The organism is Pantoea sp. CFCC18179, from assembly GCF_059412405.1.
The window spans coordinates 1-19,881 of the sequence record NZ_JBNBPM010000002.1 but is presented as its reverse complement, the minus strand read 5'-3'; the positions used below and the strand labels follow the sequence as shown (position 1 = coordinate 19,881).

Below are 19,881 nucleotides of genomic sequence, written 5' to 3'. Positions count from 1 at the left end.
TTACTGAACGGCAAACTGACGGCGAATCTTTCTCATTAATAAGAATAGCCAAGGCCAGAGGATGCCGTCGACCACGCTACTCCAGAAGATTTCCGGGCGGAATGAGACGTTAATCACCAGGAATTCTGCCCAGAAAACAATCACATCCACGGCAAGCGACAGCACCATAACCATTAATGCTTGCTGCCACAACGCTAAGTTTCGGAATAGTTGAAATTTGAAGGCCACCAGATACGCGATGATGCTAAACGCCAACGCGCGCACACCCAGCGTGGAACCCGCCACCAGATCCATGATGCCACCGAGGAAAAATCCGGTGCCAACATTTACCCGATGCGGCAGCGCTAAAACCCAATAAATGAGGATCAATAATAGCCATGAAGGCCGGAACATGTAGATTTGTTCCGGCCAGGGCATGATTTGCAGGACAAGGGCAACCAGAAAGGACAGCCAGATAACCCAACGACCCTGGCTGCGATATCGACTCAAGGCTGGCCTCCGCGTGTGTTCGCAGAATTCCCTTGCGAACGACTGCTGTTAGCGGGTTGCGGCGGGCCCATTTGCTGCGCGGGCTGCATCATATCGGGCGCTGGCGGCCCCATTTCGCCTGCTGGCGGCAGCACTTGCGGCATCATCTGCATCAAACGTTCATTCGCAACGCGGTGCACTTCGTCCGGTGCCATTGGCGCAACACCGTTACGATCCGCGCCCCACAGCAGCAGCAGATAGCGCAGACGCTGCAATCCAGCAGTTGGACGCGCCTGAATCACGGTGTAAGCGCGCTGTGTATCGACTTTAACCGAGGAGACCACGCCGACCGGATAACCTTCCGGGAAGCGACCGCCCAGGCCAGATGTCACTAACACATCGCCAACGCGAATATCAGTATTACCCGGCAGATGCTCCAGTTGCAGATCTTCGCTACAACCGTTACCAGCAGCAATGACGCGAATATCATTACGCAGCACCTGAATCGGCAGCGCATGCGACGCATCGCAGATCAGCAGCACACGGCTGGTGACCTGACCCACAGCAACCACTTGACCGACGACACCTTTATCGCTGATCACCGGCTGGCCTTCGTAAACACCGTTTACGCTGCCTTTGTCGATAACCACCTGATCGGTATAAGGATCTGTACCGGTCGAGATAACTTGCGTGACCATCTTATGCTCATCCTGACGCAGCGGCGAGCCGAGCAGTTCACGCAGACGTGCGTTTTCCTGCTTGTATTGCCCCAGCATCAGCAAGTCACTGTTTTTCAGGAAGAGCTCTCGGCGCAGTGCTTTATTTTCCAGCTCCAATTGCTGGCGTGAAGCCAGCGTTTCGGAAACGCCGTCAAGAAGTTGTCTTGGCCCGTTGGCCAAAAAATAAAATGGACTGACCGATGTGTCCAAATAGTTGCGGATCTGGGAAAAGGAGCTCACGCGGCTATCGGCGATAATAATCGCGATAGCCACAATGACTGCCAGAAAGAGACGCAACTGCAGGGAAGGTCCCCTGCTAAAAATCGGCTTCATAAATTCTGCGTGTTCCTCGACATCAGGGAAGGAGTGTTAGCCGTATAGCCAACGCCTCCAGAGCTGGACGCATCACGCCGTCGTGCATAACAGCAGCAGCGTCAGCATAAGCGCTATTCCCTGCGCAATTTGACCAGGGCCTCAGCCGTTGAGGAATTACTCCTCGCTGAACAAATCGCCGCCATGCATGTCGATCATTTCCAACGCTTTACCACCGCCGCGCGCTACGCAAGTCAGCGGATCTTCTGCCACGACCACCGGAATACCGGTCTCTTCCATCAGCAGACGATCAAGGTTACGCAACAGCGCACCACCACCGGTCAGCACCATACCGCGCTCGGAGATGTCAGAAGCCAGTTCTGGCGGGCACTGTTCCAGTGCAACCATCACCGCGCTAACGATACCGGTCAACGGCTCTTGCAGCGCTTCGAGGATCTCGTTGGAGTTCAGCGTAAAGCCGCGTGGAACACCTTCTGCCAGGTTACGACCGCGCACTTCAATTTCGTGCACTTCATCGCCCGGATACGCAGAACCAATGCCGTGCTTGATGCGTTCCGCAGTCGCTTCACCGATCAGTGAACCGTAGTTGCGGCGTACATAATTAATGATAGCTTCATCGAAGCGGTCACCACCAATACGTACAGAAGAAGAGTAGACCACGCCGTTCAGTGAGATCACCGCGACTTCAGTAGTACCACCACCGATATCAACCACCATCGAACCGGTAGCTTCAGAAACTGGCAAGCCTGCACCAATCGCCGCAGCCATTGGTTCTTCAATCAGGAATACTTCGCGCGCCCCTGCACCTTGTGCAGATTCACGGATGGCACGACGCTCAACCTGGGTCGCACCAACCGGTACGCACACCAGCACGCGTGGGCTTGGACGCATAAAGCTGTTGCTGTGCACTTGCTTAATGAAGTGCTGCAACATTTTCTCGGTTACGAAGAAATCAGCGATTACACCGTCTTTCATTGGACGGATAGCAGCGATGTTGCCCGGCGTACGGCCCAGCATCTGCTTAGCATCATGACCGACAGCCGCTACGCTCTTTGGGGAGCCGGCACGATCCTGACGAATGGCAACCACGGAAGGCTCGTTTAACACGATGCCTTGTCCTTTTACGTAAATCAGGGTATTCGCAGTACCCAGGTCAATGGACAAGTCATTGGAAAACATGCCACGAAATTTTTTAAACATACTAAGGGATAATCCTGCAAGCTGGGGGCGGAAAATAAAATCCGCCTACTTTACCAACCACGCGAAGCCGCTACAAGGCGCAAAAACGTTCTGCTTCGGTGAAAAAATACGCTGAATAATTTTTTGGCCTGATTGTCGCATCTTTCGTCGCCGCTAAACGGCGTTAACACGCCGCATTAACACAAATTTACCCGCCAATCGCAGGTGAATTTCGACATAAAATTTAACATTTCCAGCCGCCAGGATCGCGCGCTCCGGCAAAAATAAGCGAGAAAAACAGACTTCAGCCCGGTTTTCGCGTGCTGAAGGTTTAAATCCGATAACGTTGCGAGTGTTTCTTCACGTTGCTGTTGACCGGCAACGAGGGCGCAAAGAAGTCTCCCTGCCCACCTGAAATACCTAATCCCGACAACATTTGCCACTCCGCGCGCGTACGCACACCGGCGGCAAAAACTTGCGTCGATGAAGACTTACACACTTCCAGCAAGCTCTGCACAAACAATTGGTTCTCGGTACGACGCTCAATATTGCGCACCAATCCCGGCGCAAGCTTGATCACTTCAATCGGGAACTGCTTGATATAGGCACTGCTCACCACCGTCAAACCGGCTTGATCCACCGCAATGCGACAACCGAATGCGGTCAACATATTGAATACCGGCGCTAAACGGTTGATGTGTTGACAAACGTCCGCCTCAGCAAGTTCAAATAAAAAACGTTTTCTTTGTGATTTGCTGCACTGAAGCAGCAACTGTTGCAGCCAGCGCTGGAATGGCCGCTGCAAAAGCGAATCAATATTCACGGGTAGCGCCAACGTTTCATCCGGCCACATTTCTGATAATGCAGCGATACGCGCCACCAATTGTCGATCCCAGCTATCGGTCATCCCCAACTGCAACACCAGCGGCATAAACTCAGCTGACAGCACTTCTTTATCGCCATCAAACACACGCACCAGCAATTCGCGGTGATGAACTTTGCCATCCAGCAACACCGCCGGTTTTTGATAAAGTCGCGGGCCGCCACGGTTGAGGGTGTTCTCTAATAAGGTACGCCAGCGCACGCTGCCGCGCCCCATATCCAGCGTGTTGCCTTCGCCCACCGACCAGCTATTACCGCCTTGCAAAGTGGCGCGCCGCGTTGCCATCTCCACATTTTCCATCACCTGCGACACGCTTTGTCCGCTGCGCCACGCGCTGATGCCGATGTGGATCAGATCGTCACGATCAACCATGCGCATCGGCGGCAGCGAGTCGACGGCATTGATCAGTTGATCGGCGATGCTGTTGGCTTCTTTTAACGTGCGATGCGGTAGCAGTACGGCAAAATCGCTGCGGAAGTAGCGTGCTAACAGTGCGCCCGGATAGCGCAGCACAAAGGTTGAAAGCATGTTGATCAGATCAAACAGGTACTCTTCCACCAGCGTCGGGCCAAGCGTTTCATTCAGCGTGTCGAGATCCGGCAAGCGCACCATCATAACAACGCCGTGTGTGCCAACATCTTCTTGATCTTCGAGCAGCGTTGCCAGTTGATTATCAAAGAACAGGCGATTATTCAGGCCAGTGCGCGAATCTTGCGCGGCAAAGGTGCGTATTAAGGTATCGATGCGTAAGCGCTGTTCACCGGCTTCCTGTAAATCACTCAGCAGCGCATCAATCGCCCGGCTGGCTTTGGGCGGCCACTCGGTTGCATGTTCAATGCGTGGCAGCCGCTCGCCAGCCAAAATGCGTTCGGCGCGCGCTTCAAGCTGTTCCATGTTGTGCCAACGGCGATTCAGCCAGCGATTGGTCATCACCAACAGCGCCGACATAATGGCCACCACCGTGAGTAATACAACTAGCGTGTAGGCACCTGTAAAGGAGCGGAACCAGGTTTTGGCCGGATCGAGTACCACGACGTGCAGCTCCAATCCCGGCGAGTGCGACAGCGGCAAATCGAATTGGATAAAACGATTGGGCTCATCTTCCAGCATTGGATTTTCATGGCGAGCTAAACTGAACACTAACGTGTCGCCATTGATCAGCTGCATCTGCTCAGCGTTGACCACCGGCATCATGCGCGTCAGCCATTGTGTTAACTCTTCGGGCGATTGTGTCGCCAACGCTTTATCAACTTCGGTGGCTAAGGTATGCATGCGCGTTTCCACCCGCTGCTGCGATAGCCAGATAAAACTAAAAGCGCAGCCCACCAGCATTAACAGCATTGCCAGTAAGCTTAATAAAGTAATAAACGCAGAAAATTTAGTAGTTAATCGCATCCCTGTGCCTGCATCACTGCGGTTATGAACGGTGATCATCCGTTGGCGCCACTTTCACCATTGGCGCAAACCTGAGCAAAATAGCACAAATCAAGGTGTGATTCAGCGCAAAACAGGGGTCAAAATCACCTGTTTTGCTGCCTGATAAGCGCTACGGCGCGAGTATAGCGCCAAACGATGAAGGCCTGAGTTTGACGCGGACTTTTTCGTCCTATTCTCAAATAACGACTTCAGCCAGGAAATTTCACATTTTCGCCAGCAAGTTAGCGTCGCAGGCGCAAGTTGAGCATGCTAGCTGTAACTTACTTTTCGCAGGAGAACGTCATGAACCTGAAGCACTTGCTCACAGAAGCCGACGTCACGCCAGAAAGCGTCTTTAATATGCGCCGTCGTCAGGTGCTGAAAGCGTTGGGATTAAGCGCCGCCGCCGCCAGTTTACCGGGTACGGCGCAAGCTGATGTACTGAGTTGGTTTAAAGGCAATGACCGCCCGCCAGCGCCAGCTGGCAGAGATCTGGATTTCAGCAAACCCGCCGAATGGCAGGCCGATTTGCCGCTCACGCCATTTGATAAAGTTTCTGGCTACAACAATTTCTATGAATTTGGTCTGGATAAAGCCGATCCAGCCGCCAATGCCGGCACGTTGAAGACCGATCCATGGAAGCTGCGCATTGAGGGCGAAGTCGCTAAGCCAATCACGCTAGATATGGATGACATCTTCAAGCGTTTCGCCATGGAACAGCGCATCTATCGCATGCGCTGCGTTGAAGCTTGGTCGATGGTGATTCCGTGGGTTGGCTTTGAGTTGAATAAGTTGTTGAAACTGGCTGAACCCACCAGCAACGCGCGCTATGTAGCGTTTGAAACCTTGTATGCGCCGGACCAAATGCCTGGTCAAAAAGACCGGTTTATTGGCGGCGGATTGGATTATCCGTATGTCGAAGGTTTGCGCCTCGATGAAGCGATGCACCCACTGACGCTGCTGAGTACCGGCGTGTACGGCAAAGCATTGCCGCCGCAAAATGGCGCGCCAATTCGCCTGACGGTGCCATGGAAATACGGTTTTAAAGGGATTAAATCGATCGTCAAGATCACCTTAACGCGCGATCGCCCGCCAACAACATGGAGCCAGATCGCCGCCAATGAATATGGTTTCTACGCCAATGTGAATCCGCATGTGAACCATCCGCGTTGGTCACAGGCGACCGAACGCTTTATCGGTGCAGGCGGCATTCTTAAGGTTGATCGCCAGCCGACGCTACTGTTTAACGGTTATGCGAAGGAAGTGGCTTCGCTGTATCACGGGATGGATTTGCGGGAGAACTACTAAGTGCGCCTCACTTTACGCCACATCACCGGCTTAAAGGTGGTGCTGCATTTGGCGGCTTTTCTGCCATTTGTTTACCTGTTTATGGCGGCAAATCAGGGTTGGTTGAGTGCCGATCCGGCGAAAGATATCCAGCATTTTACCGGCAGAATGGCGCTAAAGTTGCTGTTAGCCACATTGCTGGTATCGCCGCTGACGCGTTACCTGAAGCAGCCATTGCTGATCCGCACGCGCCGCCTGCTCGGCGTATGGTGCTTTGCCTGGGCGAGTTTGCATCTTACCAGCTACTACTTGCTGGAACTTGGCTACGATCATCTGCGATTACTCGGCAGCGAGGTGATTTCCCGTCCTTATTTGTTACTGGGCATGATCAGCTGGGTCATTCTGTTCGCCCTGGCTATCACCTCATTTCAACGCATGCAGCGTAAGCTCGGTCGCCGCTGGCAAACGCTGCATAACGGCATCTATCTGATGGCGATCCTCGCGCCTATCCACTATTTGTGGTCGGTAAAAGTATTGTCACTGCAACCCGTCATCTACGCGCTGCTGGCTATACTGCTGTTAGGCTGGCGTTACAATAAGTTGCGTAAACTTCTCCACAGATAATCCCCGCAAGGTTGTGTTCCTCCCGCCAAATCTGTTAAAACGTGTGGCCTTCGGGCCGCATCCGATCATCTTCGCTGATAAGACCAGTATTTTGCTGCGATTGGCGACGAAACGGATATAATGCCCGGCTTTATTGCAAGCGAAGTCTTCTTTTTCACTCTCAGGAGTGACAAACGCAAGATGCCGCGGTATTTTACGCGATGCCTTACTGATTGCAGGAGATAGCAGCAAGATGGCGCACAAATTTCACATACTGCTTTTAAACGGTCCCAACTTGAATTTGTTGGGGACGCGCGAGCCTGAGAAGTATGGTCACACCACGTTGGCGCAAATTGTCAGCGATTTGACGCAACAGGCCGATCAGCACCATGTGAAATTGAGTCATTTGCAATCGAACGCCGAGTTTCAGTTGATCGATCGTATTCACGAAGCTCGTGGCAATGTGGATTACATCATCATTAATCCTGCTGCGTTCACGCATACCAGCGTTGCACTGCGTGATGCCCTGTTGGCGGTTAGCATTCCTTTTATTGAGGTGCATCTCTCAAATGTGCATGCACGCGAACCGTTCCGACATCACTCCTATCTTTCCGATGTATCTGCCGGCGTCATCTGTGGACTTGGCGCTGATGGATACTCGTGGGCTTTACAAACGGCAGTAAAACGCCTGTCACATTCCAATTAAACAGAGTACGGAACCACACTCATGGATATTCGTAAAATTAAGAAACTGATCGAACTGGTTGAAGAGTCTGGCATCTCCGAGCTGGAAATCTCCGAGGGCGAAGAGTCCGTTCGTATCAGCCGTGCACCTGCAAATGCCGGTTACCCGATGATGCAACAGGCTTACGCTGCGCCAATGCAGCAGCAGCCTGCGCTGGCAACCGCCGTGGCTCCTGCCGCTGCGCCAGCCGCTGAAGCACCTAAAGCTGAAATCAGTGGCCACATCGTGCGTTCACCAATGGTCGGCACCTTCTATCGCACCCCAAGCCCGGATGCGAAAGCCTTCATCGAAGTTGGCCAGAAAGTTAACGCTGGCGATACTCTGTGCATCGTTGAAGCGATGAAAATGATGAACCAGATCGAAGCCGATAAATCCGGCGTTGTGAAGGCGATCCTGGTCGAAAGCGGCCAACCGGTTGAATTTGACGAGCCGCTGGTCATCATCGAATAACGAGGCGAAGCATGCTGGATAAAATTGTCATTGCTAACCGTGGTGAGATCGCGCTGCGCATTCTGCGTGCCTGCAAAGAGCTGGGCATTAAGACTGTCGCTGTGCACTCCACCGCGGACCGTGACCTGAAGCACGTGTTGCTGGCAGACGAAACCGTCTGCATCGGCCCACCGCCTTCGGTCAAAAGCTATCTGAACATCCCGGCGCTGATCTCTGCGGCTGAAATTACCGGTGCGGTAGCGATCCACCCGGGTTACGGCTTCCTGTCTGAGAACGCCGATTTCGCCGAGCAGGTTGAGCGCTCTGGCTTTATCTTCATCGGCCCGAAAGCCGACACCATTCGTCTGATGGGCGATAAAGTGTCTGCGATCACCGCGATGAAAAAAGCCGGCGTACCGACCGTACCGGGTTCTGACGGTTCGCTGACCGATGACATGGAAAAAAACCGTGCCTTCGCTAAGCGCATCGGCTATCCGGTGATCATCAAAGCCTCTGGCGGCGGCGGTGGTCGTGGTATGCGCGTAGTGCGCAGCGACAAGGATCTTGAGCAATCCATCAACATGACGAAAGCGGAAGCCAAAGCGGCTTTCAACAACGACATGGTGTACATGGAGAAATACCTCGAGAATCCGCGCCACATCGAGATTCAGGTACTGGCTGACGGTCAGGGTAACGCTATCTATCTGGCGGAACGTGACTGCTCAATGCAGCGTCGCCACCAGAAAGTGGTCGAAGAAGCACCAGCGCCAGGCATCACGCCGGAACTGCGTCGCTACATCGGCGAGCGCTGCTCTAAAGCCTGTATCGATATCGGCTATCGCGGTGCCGGTACCTTCGAGTTCCTGTACGAAAACGGTGAGTTCTACTTCATCGAGATGAACACCCGTATTCAGGTGGAACATCCGGTGACTGAGATGATCACCGGCGTCGATCTGATCAAAGAGCAGCTGCGCATCGCTGCGGGTCAGCCGCTGTCGATCAAACAGGAAGACGTAGTGATTCGCGGTCATGCGGTGGAATGCCGTATTAACGCTGAAGATGCCAACACCTTCCTGCCAAGCCCAGGCAAGATCACCCGTTTCCACGCGCCAGGCGGTTTTGGCGTGCGTTGGGAATCGCATATCTATGCCGGTTACAGTGTGCCGCCGTACTACGATTCAATGATTGGTAAGCTGATCACTTACGGTGAGAACCGTGACGTCGCGATTTCGCGCATGAAAAACGCGCTGGCGGAGCTGATCATCGACGGTATCAAGACCAACGTCGAGCTGCAGATGAAAATTATGAACGACGAAAACTTCCAGCAAGGTGGGACTAACATCCACTATCTGGAGAAAAAACTCGGCCTGCAAGAGAAGTAATTGCAGCGCAGAGCAAAGCAGAGGCCGGTTAATCCGGCCTTTTTCATTTTTGTTGCCTTTGGGGTTACATAATGGATTGGCGTTTTTTGCAAGCAAACAAAGAGGCTCGCTGGTCATTTTATCTGACCATCGCTTACCTCGTCGTTTGGGGATTATCCGCCTGGTTAGGTGGCAATGAAATCGGCCTGTTTGGCCTGCCCCGCTGGTTCGAACTTTCCTGTCTCTTCGCCCCGCTGCTGTTTATTGTGTTGTGCTGGCTAATGGTGCGCGTGCTGTTCCGCGACATGTCGCTGGAGGACCAAGATGGACTCTGAAATTATTCTCCCGCTGTTAGCCTATTTAGTGCTGATCGCCGCGCTATCAGTATTTGCCATGCGCAAGCAGCAACAGGGTAACTTCCTGAGTGAGTACTTCCTCGGCAGTCGCTCAATGGGCGGCTTCGTGCTGGCGATGACCATCACCACCACTTACATCAGCGCCAGTTCTTTTATTGGCGGACCTGGCGCAGCGTACAAATATGGCCTTGGCTGGGTGCTGCTGGCGATGATTCAGGTGCCCGCCGTCTGGTTATCGCTGGGCGTGCTAGGGAAAAAATTCGCCATTCTGGCGCGTCGCTACAACGCCGTTACGCTCAATGACATGTTGTATGGCCGTTATGGCAGCACGCTGCTGATCTGGCTCTCCAGCCTCAGTTTGTTAGTCGCGTTTATCGGCGCGATGACCGTGCAATTCATCGGCGGCGCGCGCCTGCTGGAAACAGCAGCGGGTATTCCTTACGACACTGGATTGCTGATTTTTGGCGGCACCATCGCGCTGTATACTGCGTTCGGCGGCTTCCGCGCCAGCGTACTGAACGATGCGATGCAAGGCATGGTGATGCTGATTGGCACCTTCCTGCTGCTGTTTGCGGTGATTCATCATGCTGGCGGATTAGCCTCGGCGGTGACCAAACTGCATAACATCGATCCACAACTGACCTCACCAGAAGGTGTCGGCAACGTCATCAATCCGACCTTCCTAAGCTCTTTTGCGGTGTTGGTGTGCTTTGGCGTGATCGGTTTGCCACATACGGCGGTGCGCTGCATCTCCTATAAAGACAGCAAAGCCATGCATCGCGGCATTATTCTCGGCACCATTGTGGTGGTGATCCTGATGTTCGGTATGCATCTGGCTGGCGCCCTGGGACGCGTAATCCTGCCCGATCTCACCATTCCCGATCGCGTAATCCCAACGTTGATGATCACCGTGTTGCCGCCGATGGCGGCGGGCGTGTTTCTGGCTGCGCCGATGGCGGCGATTATGTCGACCATTAACGCGCAGTTGCTGCAATCCTCCGCTACGCTGATCAAAGATCTTTACCTGCGAATTGCGCCACAACACAGTGAAAATGAGGCGCGCCTGCGCATGCTGTCGGGCACCATCACCTTCGTGCTGGGCGTGCTGCTGCTGCTGGCGGCATGGAATCCGCCGGATATGATTATCTGGCTGAACCTGCTGGCATTTGGTGGCCTTGAAGCGGTATTCCTGTGGCCGTTAGTGCTGGGATTGTATTGGGAGCGCGCTAACGCCACTGGCGCGATCAGCGGAATGGTGGTCGGCGCCGTTTGTTATACGCTGCTTGCCAGCCTGAAAATTGAATGGTGGGGCTTCCACCCGATCGTTCCGTCATTGACCTTAAGCCTGCTGGCGTTCCTGGTGGGTAATTTGTTTGGTCGCACGCTTGCAACGCACGCTGCGGCACTGAAATAAAGAGAAACGCGATGCCTTGGATTCAAATCAAAATTAATAGCACCGGTGAGAACGCCGAAACCCTGAGCGATGCGCTGATGGATGTGGGTGCCGTGTCTGTGACTTTCCAGGACACGCACGACAATCCAGTATACGAACCGCTGCCTGGTGAAACGCTGTTATGGGGCGATACCGATGTGATTGGCCTGTTCGACGCGGAAACAGAGATGAGCGATGTAGTGGCCGAGTTGAGCCAGCATCCGCTGCTGGGATCAGCGTTTCGTCATAAGATCGAGCAGATCGAAGACAAAGACTGGGAACGTGAATGGATGGATAACTTCCACCCAATGCGTTTTGGCGAGCGGTTGTGGATCTGCCCTAGCTGGCGCGATGTGCCGGATCCTGATGCAGTAAATGTGATGCTGGATCCTGGTCTCGCTTTTGGCACCGGCACGCATCCTACCACCTCGCTGTGCTTAACCTGGCTCGATGGCCTGGATCTGCAAGGTAAAACGGTGATCGATTTCGGCTGTGGATCCGGCATTCTGGCTATCGCGGCGTTGAAACTAGGAGCGGCACAAGCTATCGGCATTGATATCGATCCGCAGGCGATTCAAGCCAGCCGTGATAACGCTGAACGTAATGGTGTGTCGGATCGTTTGGCGTTGTATCTGCCCCACCAGCAGCCGGAAAATCTGCAAGCCGATGTGGTGGTTGCCAACATCCTCGCCGGTCCGTTGCGTGAGCTAGCGCCGCTGATTAGTGTATTGCCGAAAGCCGGTGGTCATCTTGGTTTATCCGGCGTGCTGGCAAGCCAGGCTGAAGGCGTGTGTGAAGCCTATGTCGAACGTTTCGCTCTTGATCCGGTCGCGGAAAAAGAAGAGTGGTGCCGCATTACTGGTGTGCGTCGCTAACCTCTTATCCTCGCATGCCAGTCACGTTTTGACTGGCATGCGCCCGTTTGGCTTGAGACCTGTCTCAAACCCCCAGCCCTTTCTGATCTCCTGCTGTCTCTTTACATTTAAGCCATTACAATCCCGCTCCAGGCGATAGCGCTATCCCAACAGGCAATGCTGTTACGGCATTAAACGTCGATAAATCGCTGAATAATGAATTATGAAAAAGAAACTTTGTTTACTTGCCTTGCTAGCCAGCATGGCTTCCTATACGCACGCCCACAATACCGCTTGGTCTTATGAAGCACCGGCAGAATGGGGCAATTTAAGCACCGATTTTCAAACCTGCAAAAGCGGTGTGAATCAGTCGCCTATCGATATTCGTCAGGTGGTGAATGGTCAGCTTCCGCCGTTAACCTTGAGCTATCAGGCGAAGAAAGAATCCATCGTCAATAATGGCCACACCATCCAAATCAATATAAAAGATGGCGATGCCCTCATGCTGGATGGCGAAGCTTTTACGTTGCGCCAATTCCACTTCCACACGCCTAGCGAAAACCTGATTGATGGGAAACGTTATCCACTGGCCGCGCATTTTGTTCATGCCAGTAAAGACGGGCATTTGGCCGTGGTTGGTGTGATGTTTGAAGCCAGCGCCGCGAATCCCGCGCTGGCAGAAATCCTGCGTGATCTACCTGCTAAAGTGAATCACGAAGTGGAATTGCAGCACGCCTTAAACCTCAGTGCATTAATTCCAGGTGACAAACATTATTATCGTTTTAGTGGTTCTCTCACTACGCCACCTTGCACCGAAGGCGTTCGCTGGCTGGTGCTGAAGCAGCCTGTTATGGCTTCTGCCGAACAATTGAAAACCTTCGCTCTACTCTTAGGTGAGCATGGCAACAGTCGCCCAGTACAGCCTCTTAATGGACGCATAGTCGTCGAATAAATAATATCATCGGCAGGCTCAGCCCAAAGACATCGGTTTCAGGGTTGAGCCTTGCGCCATTGCCCCTCGTCACCAAACTAATTAGTTCAATTAATAATCACATAGCCGTCATTTCTCTGGCTAATTACCAGATGTGGCGGTTTTTATGTTGTGATTTTGCTCAAGTTTTTAGAAAAATTTTTGTTCACAATTTCAGCATATTTTTTTAACCAACTGAATTAAAAGAATTAATCATCTTTCATCCGCTGATTAGCGCGATTTCCATGATCTTTGACGGCGAATTGTTCAAAGTTTGGCCTTTCATCTTCTTTAAAAAATGCGTAATATACGCCGCCTTGCGAACAGTTAGGGTCACTTCTTTTTCATGCGCATTGGACAACATCAGCTACGTAATCGCCTCATTGCTGCGCCTATGGCCGGAGTCTCCGATAAGCCATTTCGCACGCTGTGTTACGAGAACGGCGCCGGTATGACTGTCTCCGAGATGCTGTCATCTAACCCGGAAGTTTGGGCTAGTGACAAATCCCGTTTGCGCATGGTGCATAGTGACGAGCCTGGGATTCGCGCCGTGCAAATCGCCGGTTGTGATCCTGATGAGATGGCTGCTGCCGCGCGCATTAATGTGGCGTCTGGCGCGCAGGTTATCGATATCAACATGGGCTGCCCGGCCAAAAAAGTGAATCGTAAGATGGCAGGTTCAGCGCTGCTGCAACATCCGCAACTGGTGGAATCTATCCTCCGTGCGGTCGTTAATGCAGTTGATGTACCGGTTACGCTGAAAATTCGCACCGGCTGGGACAAAGAAAATCGTAATTGTGTAGAGATTGCCCAATTGGCTGAACGCTGTGGCATTCAGGCTCTCGCCATTCATGGCCGCACGCGCGCCTGTTTGTTTGAGGGATTTGCTGAATACGACAGCATTCGGACAGTTAAGCAGAGCGTTTCCATTCCGATTATCGCGAACGGGGACATTACTGACCCGCATAAAGCCAGAGCGGTGCTCGACTATACCGGAGCCGATGCTCTAATGGTTGGCCGTGCCGCTCAGGGAAGACCGTGGATCTTCCGGGAAATCCAGCATTATCTGGACACAGGGGAGCTGCTGGCACCGAAGCCGCTGGCTGAAGTGAAGCAAATGCTGATTGGACACATACGGGAGCTGCACGACTTTTACGGTCAGCGCAAAGGATACCGTATTGCCCGAAAACACGTTTCCTGGTATTTGCAGGAAAGTGCTCCTGATGACCAGTTTCGGCGCACATTCAACGCCATTGAGGATGCCAGCGAACAGCTGGAGGCGTTGGAGGCATACTTCGAAAATCTTGCGTAAACGAAATAAAGAGCTGAAAGAACTATGTTCGAACAACGCGTAAATTCTGACGTACTCACCGTTTCTACCGTTAACTCTCAGGATCAGGTGACCCAAAAGCCACTGCGTGATTCGGTTAAACAGTCACTGAAGAACTATTTTGCTCAACTGAATGGTCAGGATGTTAGTGACCTGTATGAGCTGGTATTGGCAGAAGTCGAGCAGCCTCTGTTGGACATGGTGATGCAGTACACCCGTGGCAACCAGACCCGTGCAGCTCTGATGATGGGTATCAACCGCGGTACCCTGCGTAAGAAGCTGAAAAAATACGGCATGAACTAATTTTTTTAGTTTGTTGCTGCGATAACGCCAGCCTTCGGGCTGGCGTTTTTGTTTGCACCAATAAAGTCATTTCGTTCCGGTAGCAACGCATGAAACAATTGTCGCCAAAATGGTAACGATAGTTGCAATTGCATCAGTGATATTTAAACCCTCTCAGCAAGCCATCTGCACCATTTTTAATATCTTCAAAATCCCCTTTTAAGCCGCGCAGTTTGTGATCCTCCGCTGCTAAAGCCGTAATAGTGCAAATCCGTACATCGCCTCCTGAGCGTTAGCTCACACTGCTTCCATATAGTGAAACTTTTTGCACTATTTGTGATCGTGGCGTCTCGTCATGCTGCCTTTTGGTGCGTCATATTAGCCAGAATTTTCCGAACTCTTAGTTTATTAAAAGATCTTTCAAGAGAATTCAGGATTCTACAAACCTGGCATCAGGTTTGCAGAGCAATGAATGGCTAACCACCACAGACAGAAAAAAGCGCACATTAAAGTGCGCGCAAACATAACAACACACGATATCGCCACACAGGATGCTTTATGAAAAAGATGATGCTTTCCACCCTGGTCGCTGCAGCTTCGCTGTTAGCCGTTGCACAACAAGCGCATGCCGGCACCACGTTGGATGCCATTAAGAAGAAAGGTTTTGTACAGTGCGGCATCAGCGACGGCCTGCCTGGCTTCTCTTATGCTGATTCAAACGGCAAATTCACCGGTATCGACGTAGACGTATGCCGTGCAGCAGCCGCAGCGGTATTTGGTGATGCGACCAAAGTGAAATACACCCCGCTGACCGCAAAAGAGCGTTTCACCGCTTTGCAGTCTGGCGAAGTAGATATCCTGTCGCGTAACACCACCTGGACTTCATCACGCGATGGTGGCATGGGCTTCCTGTTTGCTGGTGTGAACTATTACGACGGTATCGGCTTCCTGACCCACAAGAAAGCCGGTCTGAAAAGTGCGAAAGAGTTGGATGGTGCCACCGTTTGTATTCAGGCTGGTACTGACACCGAACTGAACGTGGCTGACTACTTTAAAGCCAACAAAATGCAGTACACACCGGTGACCTTCGATCGCTCTGATGAATCAGCCAAAGCGCTCGACAGCGGCCGTTGCGATACGCTCTCTTCTGACCAATCTCAGCTGTATGCACTGCGCGTAAAGCTGGGTAAACCAGACGATTTCATCGTATTACCTGAAGTGATTTCCAAAGAACCACTGGGCCCAGTGGTGCGTCGTGGTGATGACGATTGGTTCACCATCGTGAAATGGTCTCTCTACGCGATGTTGAATGCTGAAGAGATGGGTATCAGCTCTAAAAACGTGGATCAGATGGCAGCAAAACCAACTACTCCAGATATGGCTCACCTGTTGGGCGCTGAAGGCGACTTCGGTAAAGATCTGAAGCTTGATAACAAGTGGGCCTTCAACATCATCAAGCAAGTGGGTAACTATCAGGAAGTGTTCGATCGCAACGTGGGTAAAGACAGCGCACTGAAAATCGCGCGCGGTCAGAATGCGCTGTGGAATGCGGGCGGCATCCAATACGCTCCGCCAGTACGTTAATTTCGTCCTGCCAGTCGGGCACCGCACCCTGCGGTGCCCACGCGTAATCTTCACTGAGGTTTCAACATGTCGCAACGCCCAACCGTAAAAAGGGATTTTTCGTTCGGTAATCCTACGGTTCGCGCCTGGCTTTACCAAATCATCGCGATTGTGGCCGTGCTGGCGGTGGTGGGATATCTCATCCACAACACCGTCATCAACCTGGCCAATCGTGGCATCACTTCCGGCTTCGGTTTTCTTGATCGCAATGCCGGCTTTGGCATTGTCCAACACCTGATCGATTACACCGAAGGCGACACTTACGCTCGCGTGTTTATGGTGGGGTTAACCAACACCTTGCTGGTATCTGCGCTGTGTATTGTCTTCGCCTCGATTCTTGGTTTTGCTGTCGGTTTAGCACGCTTGTCCGAGAACTGGCTGCTGCGCCGCCTCTCAACCATCTACATTGAGACGTTTCGTAATATCCCGCCACTGCTGCAAATCTTCTTCTGGTACTTTGCCGTGCTGCGTAACTTGCCTGGGCCGCGTCAGGCGCTGAACGCTTTTGATCTGACGTTTGTCAGCAACCGTGGTTTGTATATTCCATGGCCGGAATACGCACCCGGCACCTGGCCGTTCATTATCGCGCTGGCATTGGCGATTCTCGGCTGTGTCGCACTATTCCGTTTTAACCGCAAACATCAGCTAAAAACCGGTCAATTGCGTCGAACATGGCCTGCGGCCGTTGCATTGCTGGTTCTGCTGCCGTTGATTGCGCACACATTATTTGGTGCAGCAATGCACTGGGATGTGCCGCAACTGCGCGGATTTAACTTCCGCGGCGGCGCGGTGATGATCCCTGAACTTGCTGCATTAACCGTGGCGCTATCGGTATATACCTCATCCTTCATCGCTGAGGTGATTCGCTCTGGTATTCAGTCAGTGCCACATGGGCAAAATGAAGCCGCGCGTTCGTTGGGTCTGCCGAATCCGGTAACGATGCGCCAGGTCATCATTCCGCAGGCGATGCGCGTGATTATCCCACCGCTGACCAGCCAGTATCTCAACATCGTGAAGAACTCATCGCTGGCGGCCGCGATTGGCTATCCCGATATGGTGTCGCTGTTTGCCGGTACGGTGCTGAACCAAACCGGACAAGCAATTGAAACGATTGCGATTACCATGGCGGTTTATCTGATCATCAGCCTGCTTATTTCGCTGCTGATGAACCTCTACAATCGCAAAATTGCGCTGGTTGAGCGTTAAGAGAACGGGATCATTATGTCTGTTACCACACACGAAACACCGCCGATTCCGACCAATCCTCTTAGCAAGGCTTGGCTGTGGGCGCGTAAAAATCTGTTCTCCAGCTGGCTGAACACGTTACTGACGCTGTTTAGCATCTGGCTTATCTGGACCGTTATTCCGCCGGCATTGAACTGGTTAGTTTTTCAGGCTAACTGGATTGGCGAGACGCGAGCAGATTGCACCAAAGAAGGCGCATGCTGGGTGTTTATCCATGCACGCTTTGGCCAGTTTATGTATGGGCTTTATCCACATGAGCTACGCTGGCGCATCAACCTTTCGCTGATCATTGGTTTGCTCTCAATTATTCCAATGTTTATCAAAGCCATGCCGCGTCGCGGTCGCTATATCGCCTGCTGGGCGGTGGTGTATCCGATTGTGGTTTGGTTACTGATGTACGGCGGCTATTTTGGTTTGGAGCGTGTTGAGACGCGCCAATGGGGCGGCTTGGCATTGACGCTGATTATCGCTTCAGTGGGGATTGCCGGTGCGCTGCCGTTGGGCATTTTGCTGGCGTTGGGACGCCGTTCAAGTATGCCGGTGGTGCGCACGCTTTCAGTGATCTTCATTGAGTTTTGGCGTGGCGTTCCGCTGATCACCGTGCTGTTTATGTCTTCAGTGATGCTGCCATTGTTCATGGCGGAAGGCACCACTATCGACAAACTGGTGCGCGCGTTGGTTGGCGTGATTCTCTTCCAGTCCGCTTATGTGGCAGAAGTGGTGCGCGGCGGTTTGCAGGCGCTGCCGAAAGGTCAGTACGAAGCGGCTGAATCATTGTCACTGGGGTACTGGAAAACTCAGGCGCTGGTGATTTTACCGCAAGCACTCAAGCTCACCATTCCCGGCTTGGTGAACACCATCATCGCACTGTTTAAAGATACCAGTTTGGTGATCATCATCGGCCTATTCGATCTCTTCAGTAGCGTGCAGCAAGCCACCGTTGACCCAACCTGGTTAGGTATGTCGACGGAAGGCTATGTTTTTGCTGCCCTGGTTTACTGGATTTTCTGTTTCAGCATGTCGCGCTATAGCCAGTATCTGGAGAAGCGTTTTCACACCGGGCGTTCTTCGCACTGAGGTTTAACATGACACAAACTATGACTAATGCGGCTGACGCCATGATGATTACTCTTGAAAACGTTAATAAATGGTACGGTCAATTCCACGTACTGAAAGACATCAACTTGCAGGTGAAACCGCGCGAACGCATCGTGCTGTGCGGGCCATCAGGTTCGGGTAAATCCACCACGATTCGCTGTATCAACCATCTGGAAGAACATCAGCAAGGTCGTATTGTGGTTGATGGCATTCACCTCAACCAGGATATCCGTAATATCGAGCGTGTACGTACTGAAGTTGGCATGGTATTTCAGCACTTCAATCTATTCCCGCATCTGAGCGTTTTACAGAACTGTACGCTGGCACCGATTTGGGTGCGTAAAATGCCGAAGAAAGAAGCGGAAGAGTTAGCGATGCATTACTTGCAGCGAGTACGTATCGCTGAACATGCGCATAAGTTCCCAGGCCAGCTTTCTGGTGGTCAGCAGCAACGTGTGGCGATCGCGCGTTCACTGTGTATGAAACCGAAAATCATGCTGTTTGATGAGCCAACATCAGCGCTTGATCCAGAGATGGTAAAAGAGGTGCTCGATACCATGATTGGTCTGGCAGAAGATGGCATGACCATGCTGTGTGTGACACATGAAATGGGCTTTGCGCGTACCGTGGCAGACCGCGTAATTTTTATGGATCGCGGTGAGATCGTAGAGGAAGCACCGCCGCAGGAGTTCTTTGCTAACCCAAAATCAGAACGTACGCGTGCGTTCTTGTCTCAGGTTATTCATTGATTATCAGTTAGTTGCCTTTATCAAACCTCTGTTTAGCGGCAGAGGTTTTTTTATGCTTGCTGGTTAACGGAGCATTTAAACAAGCACTTTGATGGCACTGATTTTGGAATTGAACGCATACAAAAAAGCCCTGAACTTTCGTTCAGGGCTTTTGTGTTTGATGCCTGGCAGTTCCCTACTCTCGCATGGGGAGACCCCACACTACCATCGGCGCTACGGCGTTTCACTTCTGAGTTCGGCATGGGGTCAGGTGGGACCACCGCGCTAAAGCCGCCAGGCAAATTCTGTAATTTACCGAACTCACGCTTTAAAACTGGTGCTGATACCCAGAGTCGAACTGGGGACCTCACCCTTACCAAGGGTGCGCTCTACCAACTGAGCCATATCAGCACACTTTAATTTGATGCCTGGCAGTTCCCTACTCTCGCATGGGGAGACCCCACACTACCATCGGCGCTACGGCGTTTCACTTCTGAGTTCGGCATGGGGTCAGGTGGGACCACCGCGCTAAAGCCGCCA

At 52.3% G+C, this 19,881-nt stretch carries 19 protein-coding genes, 1 tRNA gene and 2 rRNA genes; 15 read left to right on the top strand and 7 right to left on the bottom strand.

All coding sequences use genetic code 11. The annotated features are described in order from the left end of the window. The 4 genes from mreD to csrD form a co-directional block, all read right to left on the bottom strand. On the bottom strand, nucleotides 1–489 hold the full coding sequence (gene mreD, locus ACPUC7_RS04710) for a rod shape-determining protein MreD (RefSeq protein ID WP_343553060.1): 489 nt from the start codon (nucleotides 487–489) through the stop codon (nucleotides 1–3). After that, nucleotides 486–1,520, bottom strand: coding sequence for a rod shape-determining protein MreC (mreC, locus tag ACPUC7_RS04705; protein WP_343553061.1), 1,035 nt, complete (start codon nucleotides 1,518–1,520; stop codon nucleotides 486–488). Before mreC ends, mreD begins: the two co-directional genes overlap by 4 nt. 156 nt (nucleotides 1,521–1,676) lie before the next feature. After that, nucleotides 1,677–2,720, bottom strand: coding sequence for a rod shape-determining protein MreB (gene mreB / locus ACPUC7_RS04700; protein WP_007891976.1), 1,044 nt, complete (start codon nucleotides 2,718–2,720; stop codon nucleotides 1,677–1,679). A 310-nt stretch (nucleotides 2,721–3,030) separates the two neighbouring features. Beyond that, nucleotides 3,031–4,977 (bottom strand): RNase E specificity factor CsrD, encoded by a 1,947-nt coding sequence (gene csrD, locus ACPUC7_RS04695; RefSeq protein ID WP_494921961.1) that lies wholly within the window; start codon nucleotides 4,975–4,977, stop codon nucleotides 3,031–3,033. A gap of 324 nt (nucleotides 4,978–5,301) precedes the next feature. Between csrD and msrP the strand changes: the two genes are divergently transcribed. The 15 genes from msrP (at nucleotide 5,302) to ACPUC7_RS04620 (ending at nucleotide 19,362) form a co-directional block, all read left to right on the top strand. Beyond that, on the top strand, nucleotides 5,302–6,306 hold the full coding sequence (gene msrP / locus ACPUC7_RS04690) for a protein-methionine-sulfoxide reductase catalytic subunit MsrP (protein ID WP_494921960.1): 1,005 nt from the start codon (nucleotides 5,302–5,304) through the stop codon (nucleotides 6,304–6,306). Next, nucleotides 6,307–6,909 (top strand): protein-methionine-sulfoxide reductase heme-binding subunit MsrQ, encoded by a 603-nt coding sequence (gene msrQ, locus ACPUC7_RS04685; RefSeq protein WP_494921959.1) that lies wholly within the window; start codon nucleotides 6,307–6,309, stop codon nucleotides 6,907–6,909. A gap of 232 nt (nucleotides 6,910–7,141) precedes the next feature. Further along, nucleotides 7,142–7,594, top strand: a complete 453-nt coding sequence (gene aroQ / locus ACPUC7_RS04680; RefSeq protein ID WP_343553068.1) for a type II 3-dehydroquinate dehydratase — start codon at nucleotides 7,142–7,144, stop codon at nucleotides 7,592–7,594. A 21-nt stretch (nucleotides 7,595–7,615) separates the two neighbouring features. Next, the gene (gene accB, locus ACPUC7_RS04675; protein WP_343553069.1) at nucleotides 7,616–8,083 is read left to right on the top strand and encodes an acetyl-CoA carboxylase biotin carboxyl carrier protein; all 468 of its coding nucleotides are present in this window, start codon (nucleotides 7,616–7,618) and stop codon (nucleotides 8,081–8,083) included. Nucleotides 8,084–8,094: 11 nt separating this feature from the next. Then, the gene (accC, locus tag ACPUC7_RS04670; protein ID WP_343553070.1) at nucleotides 8,095–9,444 is read left to right on the top strand and encodes an acetyl-CoA carboxylase biotin carboxylase subunit; all 1,350 of its coding nucleotides are present in this window, start codon (nucleotides 8,095–8,097) and stop codon (nucleotides 9,442–9,444) included. A 71-nt stretch (nucleotides 9,445–9,515) separates the two neighbouring features. Further along, nucleotides 9,516–9,758, top strand: a complete 243-nt coding sequence (locus ACPUC7_RS04665) for a YhdT family protein (protein ID WP_494921958.1) — start codon at nucleotides 9,516–9,518, stop codon at nucleotides 9,756–9,758. After that, nucleotides 9,748–11,193, top strand: coding sequence for a sodium/pantothenate symporter (gene panF, locus ACPUC7_RS04660; RefSeq protein ID WP_494921957.1), 1,446 nt, complete (start codon nucleotides 9,748–9,750; stop codon nucleotides 11,191–11,193). Before ACPUC7_RS04665 ends, panF begins: the two co-directional genes overlap by 11 nt. An 11-nt stretch (nucleotides 11,194–11,204) precedes the next feature. Continuing rightward, nucleotides 11,205–12,086 carry a 50S ribosomal protein L11 methyltransferase gene (gene prmA / locus ACPUC7_RS04655; RefSeq protein WP_343553074.1) on the top strand — a complete coding sequence of 294 codons (882 nt, stop codon included), beginning with the start codon at nucleotides 11,205–11,207 and terminating at the stop codon, nucleotides 12,084–12,086. Nucleotides 12,087–12,288: 202 nt separating this feature from the next. Beyond that, nucleotides 12,289–13,017, top strand: coding sequence for a carbonic anhydrase (locus ACPUC7_RS04650; RefSeq protein WP_494921955.1), 729 nt, complete (start codon nucleotides 12,289–12,291; stop codon nucleotides 13,015–13,017). Between the two features lie 364 nt (nucleotides 13,018–13,381). Continuing rightward, complete coding sequence (gene dusB / locus ACPUC7_RS04645) at nucleotides 13,382–14,347, top strand: tRNA dihydrouridine synthase DusB (RefSeq protein WP_494921954.1); 966 nt, start codon at nucleotides 13,382–13,384, stop codon at nucleotides 14,345–14,347. A 24-nt stretch (nucleotides 14,348–14,371) separates the two neighbouring features. Beyond that, entirely contained in the window at nucleotides 14,372–14,668 is a 297-nt protein-coding gene (fis, locus tag ACPUC7_RS04640; RefSeq protein WP_007891954.1) for a DNA-binding transcriptional regulator Fis, read from the top strand. Between the two features lie 537 nt (nucleotides 14,669–15,205). After that, nucleotides 15,206–16,231: an amino acid ABC transporter substrate-binding protein gene (locus ACPUC7_RS04635; protein ID WP_343553076.1), complete on the top strand. Its 1,026-nt coding sequence runs from the start codon at nucleotides 15,206–15,208 to the stop codon at nucleotides 16,229–16,231. 66 nt (nucleotides 16,232–16,297) lie between these two features. Then, nucleotides 16,298–17,476 (top strand): amino acid ABC transporter permease, encoded by a 1,179-nt coding sequence (locus tag ACPUC7_RS04630; RefSeq protein WP_494921953.1) that lies wholly within the window; start codon nucleotides 16,298–16,300, stop codon nucleotides 17,474–17,476. Nucleotides 17,477–17,491: 15 nt separating this feature from the next. Next, nucleotides 17,492–18,592, top strand: coding sequence for an amino acid ABC transporter permease (locus ACPUC7_RS04625; protein WP_494921952.1), 1,101 nt, complete (start codon nucleotides 17,492–17,494; stop codon nucleotides 18,590–18,592). Nucleotides 18,593–18,600: 8 nt separating this feature from the next. Then, on the top strand, nucleotides 18,601–19,362 hold the full coding sequence (locus ACPUC7_RS04620) for an amino acid ABC transporter ATP-binding protein (protein WP_343553079.1): 762 nt from the start codon (nucleotides 18,601–18,603) through the stop codon (nucleotides 19,360–19,362). A gap of 162 nt (nucleotides 19,363–19,524) precedes the next feature. Here ACPUC7_RS04620 and rrf (ACPUC7_RS04615) read toward each other — a convergent pair. From rrf (ACPUC7_RS04615) to rrf (ACPUC7_RS04605), 3 genes are all read right to left on the bottom strand, one after another. After that, nucleotides 19,525–19,640 (bottom strand): 5S ribosomal RNA (gene rrf / locus ACPUC7_RS04615). Nucleotides 19,641–19,676: 36 nt separating this feature from the next. Further along, nucleotides 19,677–19,752: transfer RNA gene (locus ACPUC7_RS04610), tRNA-Thr, on the bottom strand. Between the two features lie 15 nt (nucleotides 19,753–19,767). Beyond that, nucleotides 19,768–19,881: ribosomal RNA gene (gene rrf / locus ACPUC7_RS04605) — 5S ribosomal RNA — on the bottom strand; the annotation flags it as partial.

Coding starts and splice junctions, on each gene's coding strand:
- mreC (WP_343553061.1), bottom strand. CDS start 1,520: ATGAAGCCGATTTTTAGCAGGGGACCTTCCCTGCAGTTGCGTCTCTTT.
- mreB (WP_007891976.1), bottom strand. CDS start 2,720: ATGTTTAAAAAATTTCGTGGCATGTTTTCCAATGACTTGTCCATTGAC.
- csrD (WP_494921961.1), bottom strand. CDS start 4,977: ATGCGATTAACTACTAAATTTTCTGCGTTTATTACTTTATTAAGCTTA.
- msrP (WP_494921960.1), top strand. CDS start 5,302: ATGAACCTGAAGCACTTGCTCACAGAAGCCGACGTCACGCCAGAAAGC.
- aroQ (WP_343553068.1), top strand. CDS start 7,142: ATGGCGCACAAATTTCACATACTGCTTTTAAACGGTCCCAACTTGAAT.
- accB (WP_343553069.1), top strand. CDS start 7,616: ATGGATATTCGTAAAATTAAGAAACTGATCGAACTGGTTGAAGAGTCT.
- accC (WP_343553070.1), top strand. CDS start 8,095: ATGCTGGATAAAATTGTCATTGCTAACCGTGGTGAGATCGCGCTGCGC.
- ACPUC7_RS04665 (WP_494921958.1), top strand. CDS start 9,516: ATGGATTGGCGTTTTTTGCAAGCAAACAAAGAGGCTCGCTGGTCATTT.
- panF (WP_494921957.1), top strand. CDS start 9,748: ATGGACTCTGAAATTATTCTCCCGCTGTTAGCCTATTTAGTGCTGATC.
- prmA (WP_343553074.1), top strand. CDS start 11,205: ATGCCTTGGATTCAAATCAAAATTAATAGCACCGGTGAGAACGCCGAA.
- ACPUC7_RS04650 (WP_494921955.1), top strand. CDS start 12,289: ATGAAAAAGAAACTTTGTTTACTTGCCTTGCTAGCCAGCATGGCTTCC.
- dusB (WP_494921954.1), top strand. CDS start 13,382: ATGCGCATTGGACAACATCAGCTACGTAATCGCCTCATTGCTGCGCCT.
- fis (WP_007891954.1), top strand. CDS start 14,372: ATGTTCGAACAACGCGTAAATTCTGACGTACTCACCGTTTCTACCGTT.
- ACPUC7_RS04635 (WP_343553076.1), top strand. CDS start 15,206: ATGAAAAAGATGATGCTTTCCACCCTGGTCGCTGCAGCTTCGCTGTTA.
- ACPUC7_RS04630 (WP_494921953.1), top strand. CDS start 16,298: ATGTCGCAACGCCCAACCGTAAAAAGGGATTTTTCGTTCGGTAATCCT.
- ACPUC7_RS04625 (WP_494921952.1), top strand. CDS start 17,492: ATGTCTGTTACCACACACGAAACACCGCCGATTCCGACCAATCCTCTT.
- ACPUC7_RS04620 (WP_343553079.1), top strand. CDS start 18,601: ATGACACAAACTATGACTAATGCGGCTGACGCCATGATGATTACTCTT.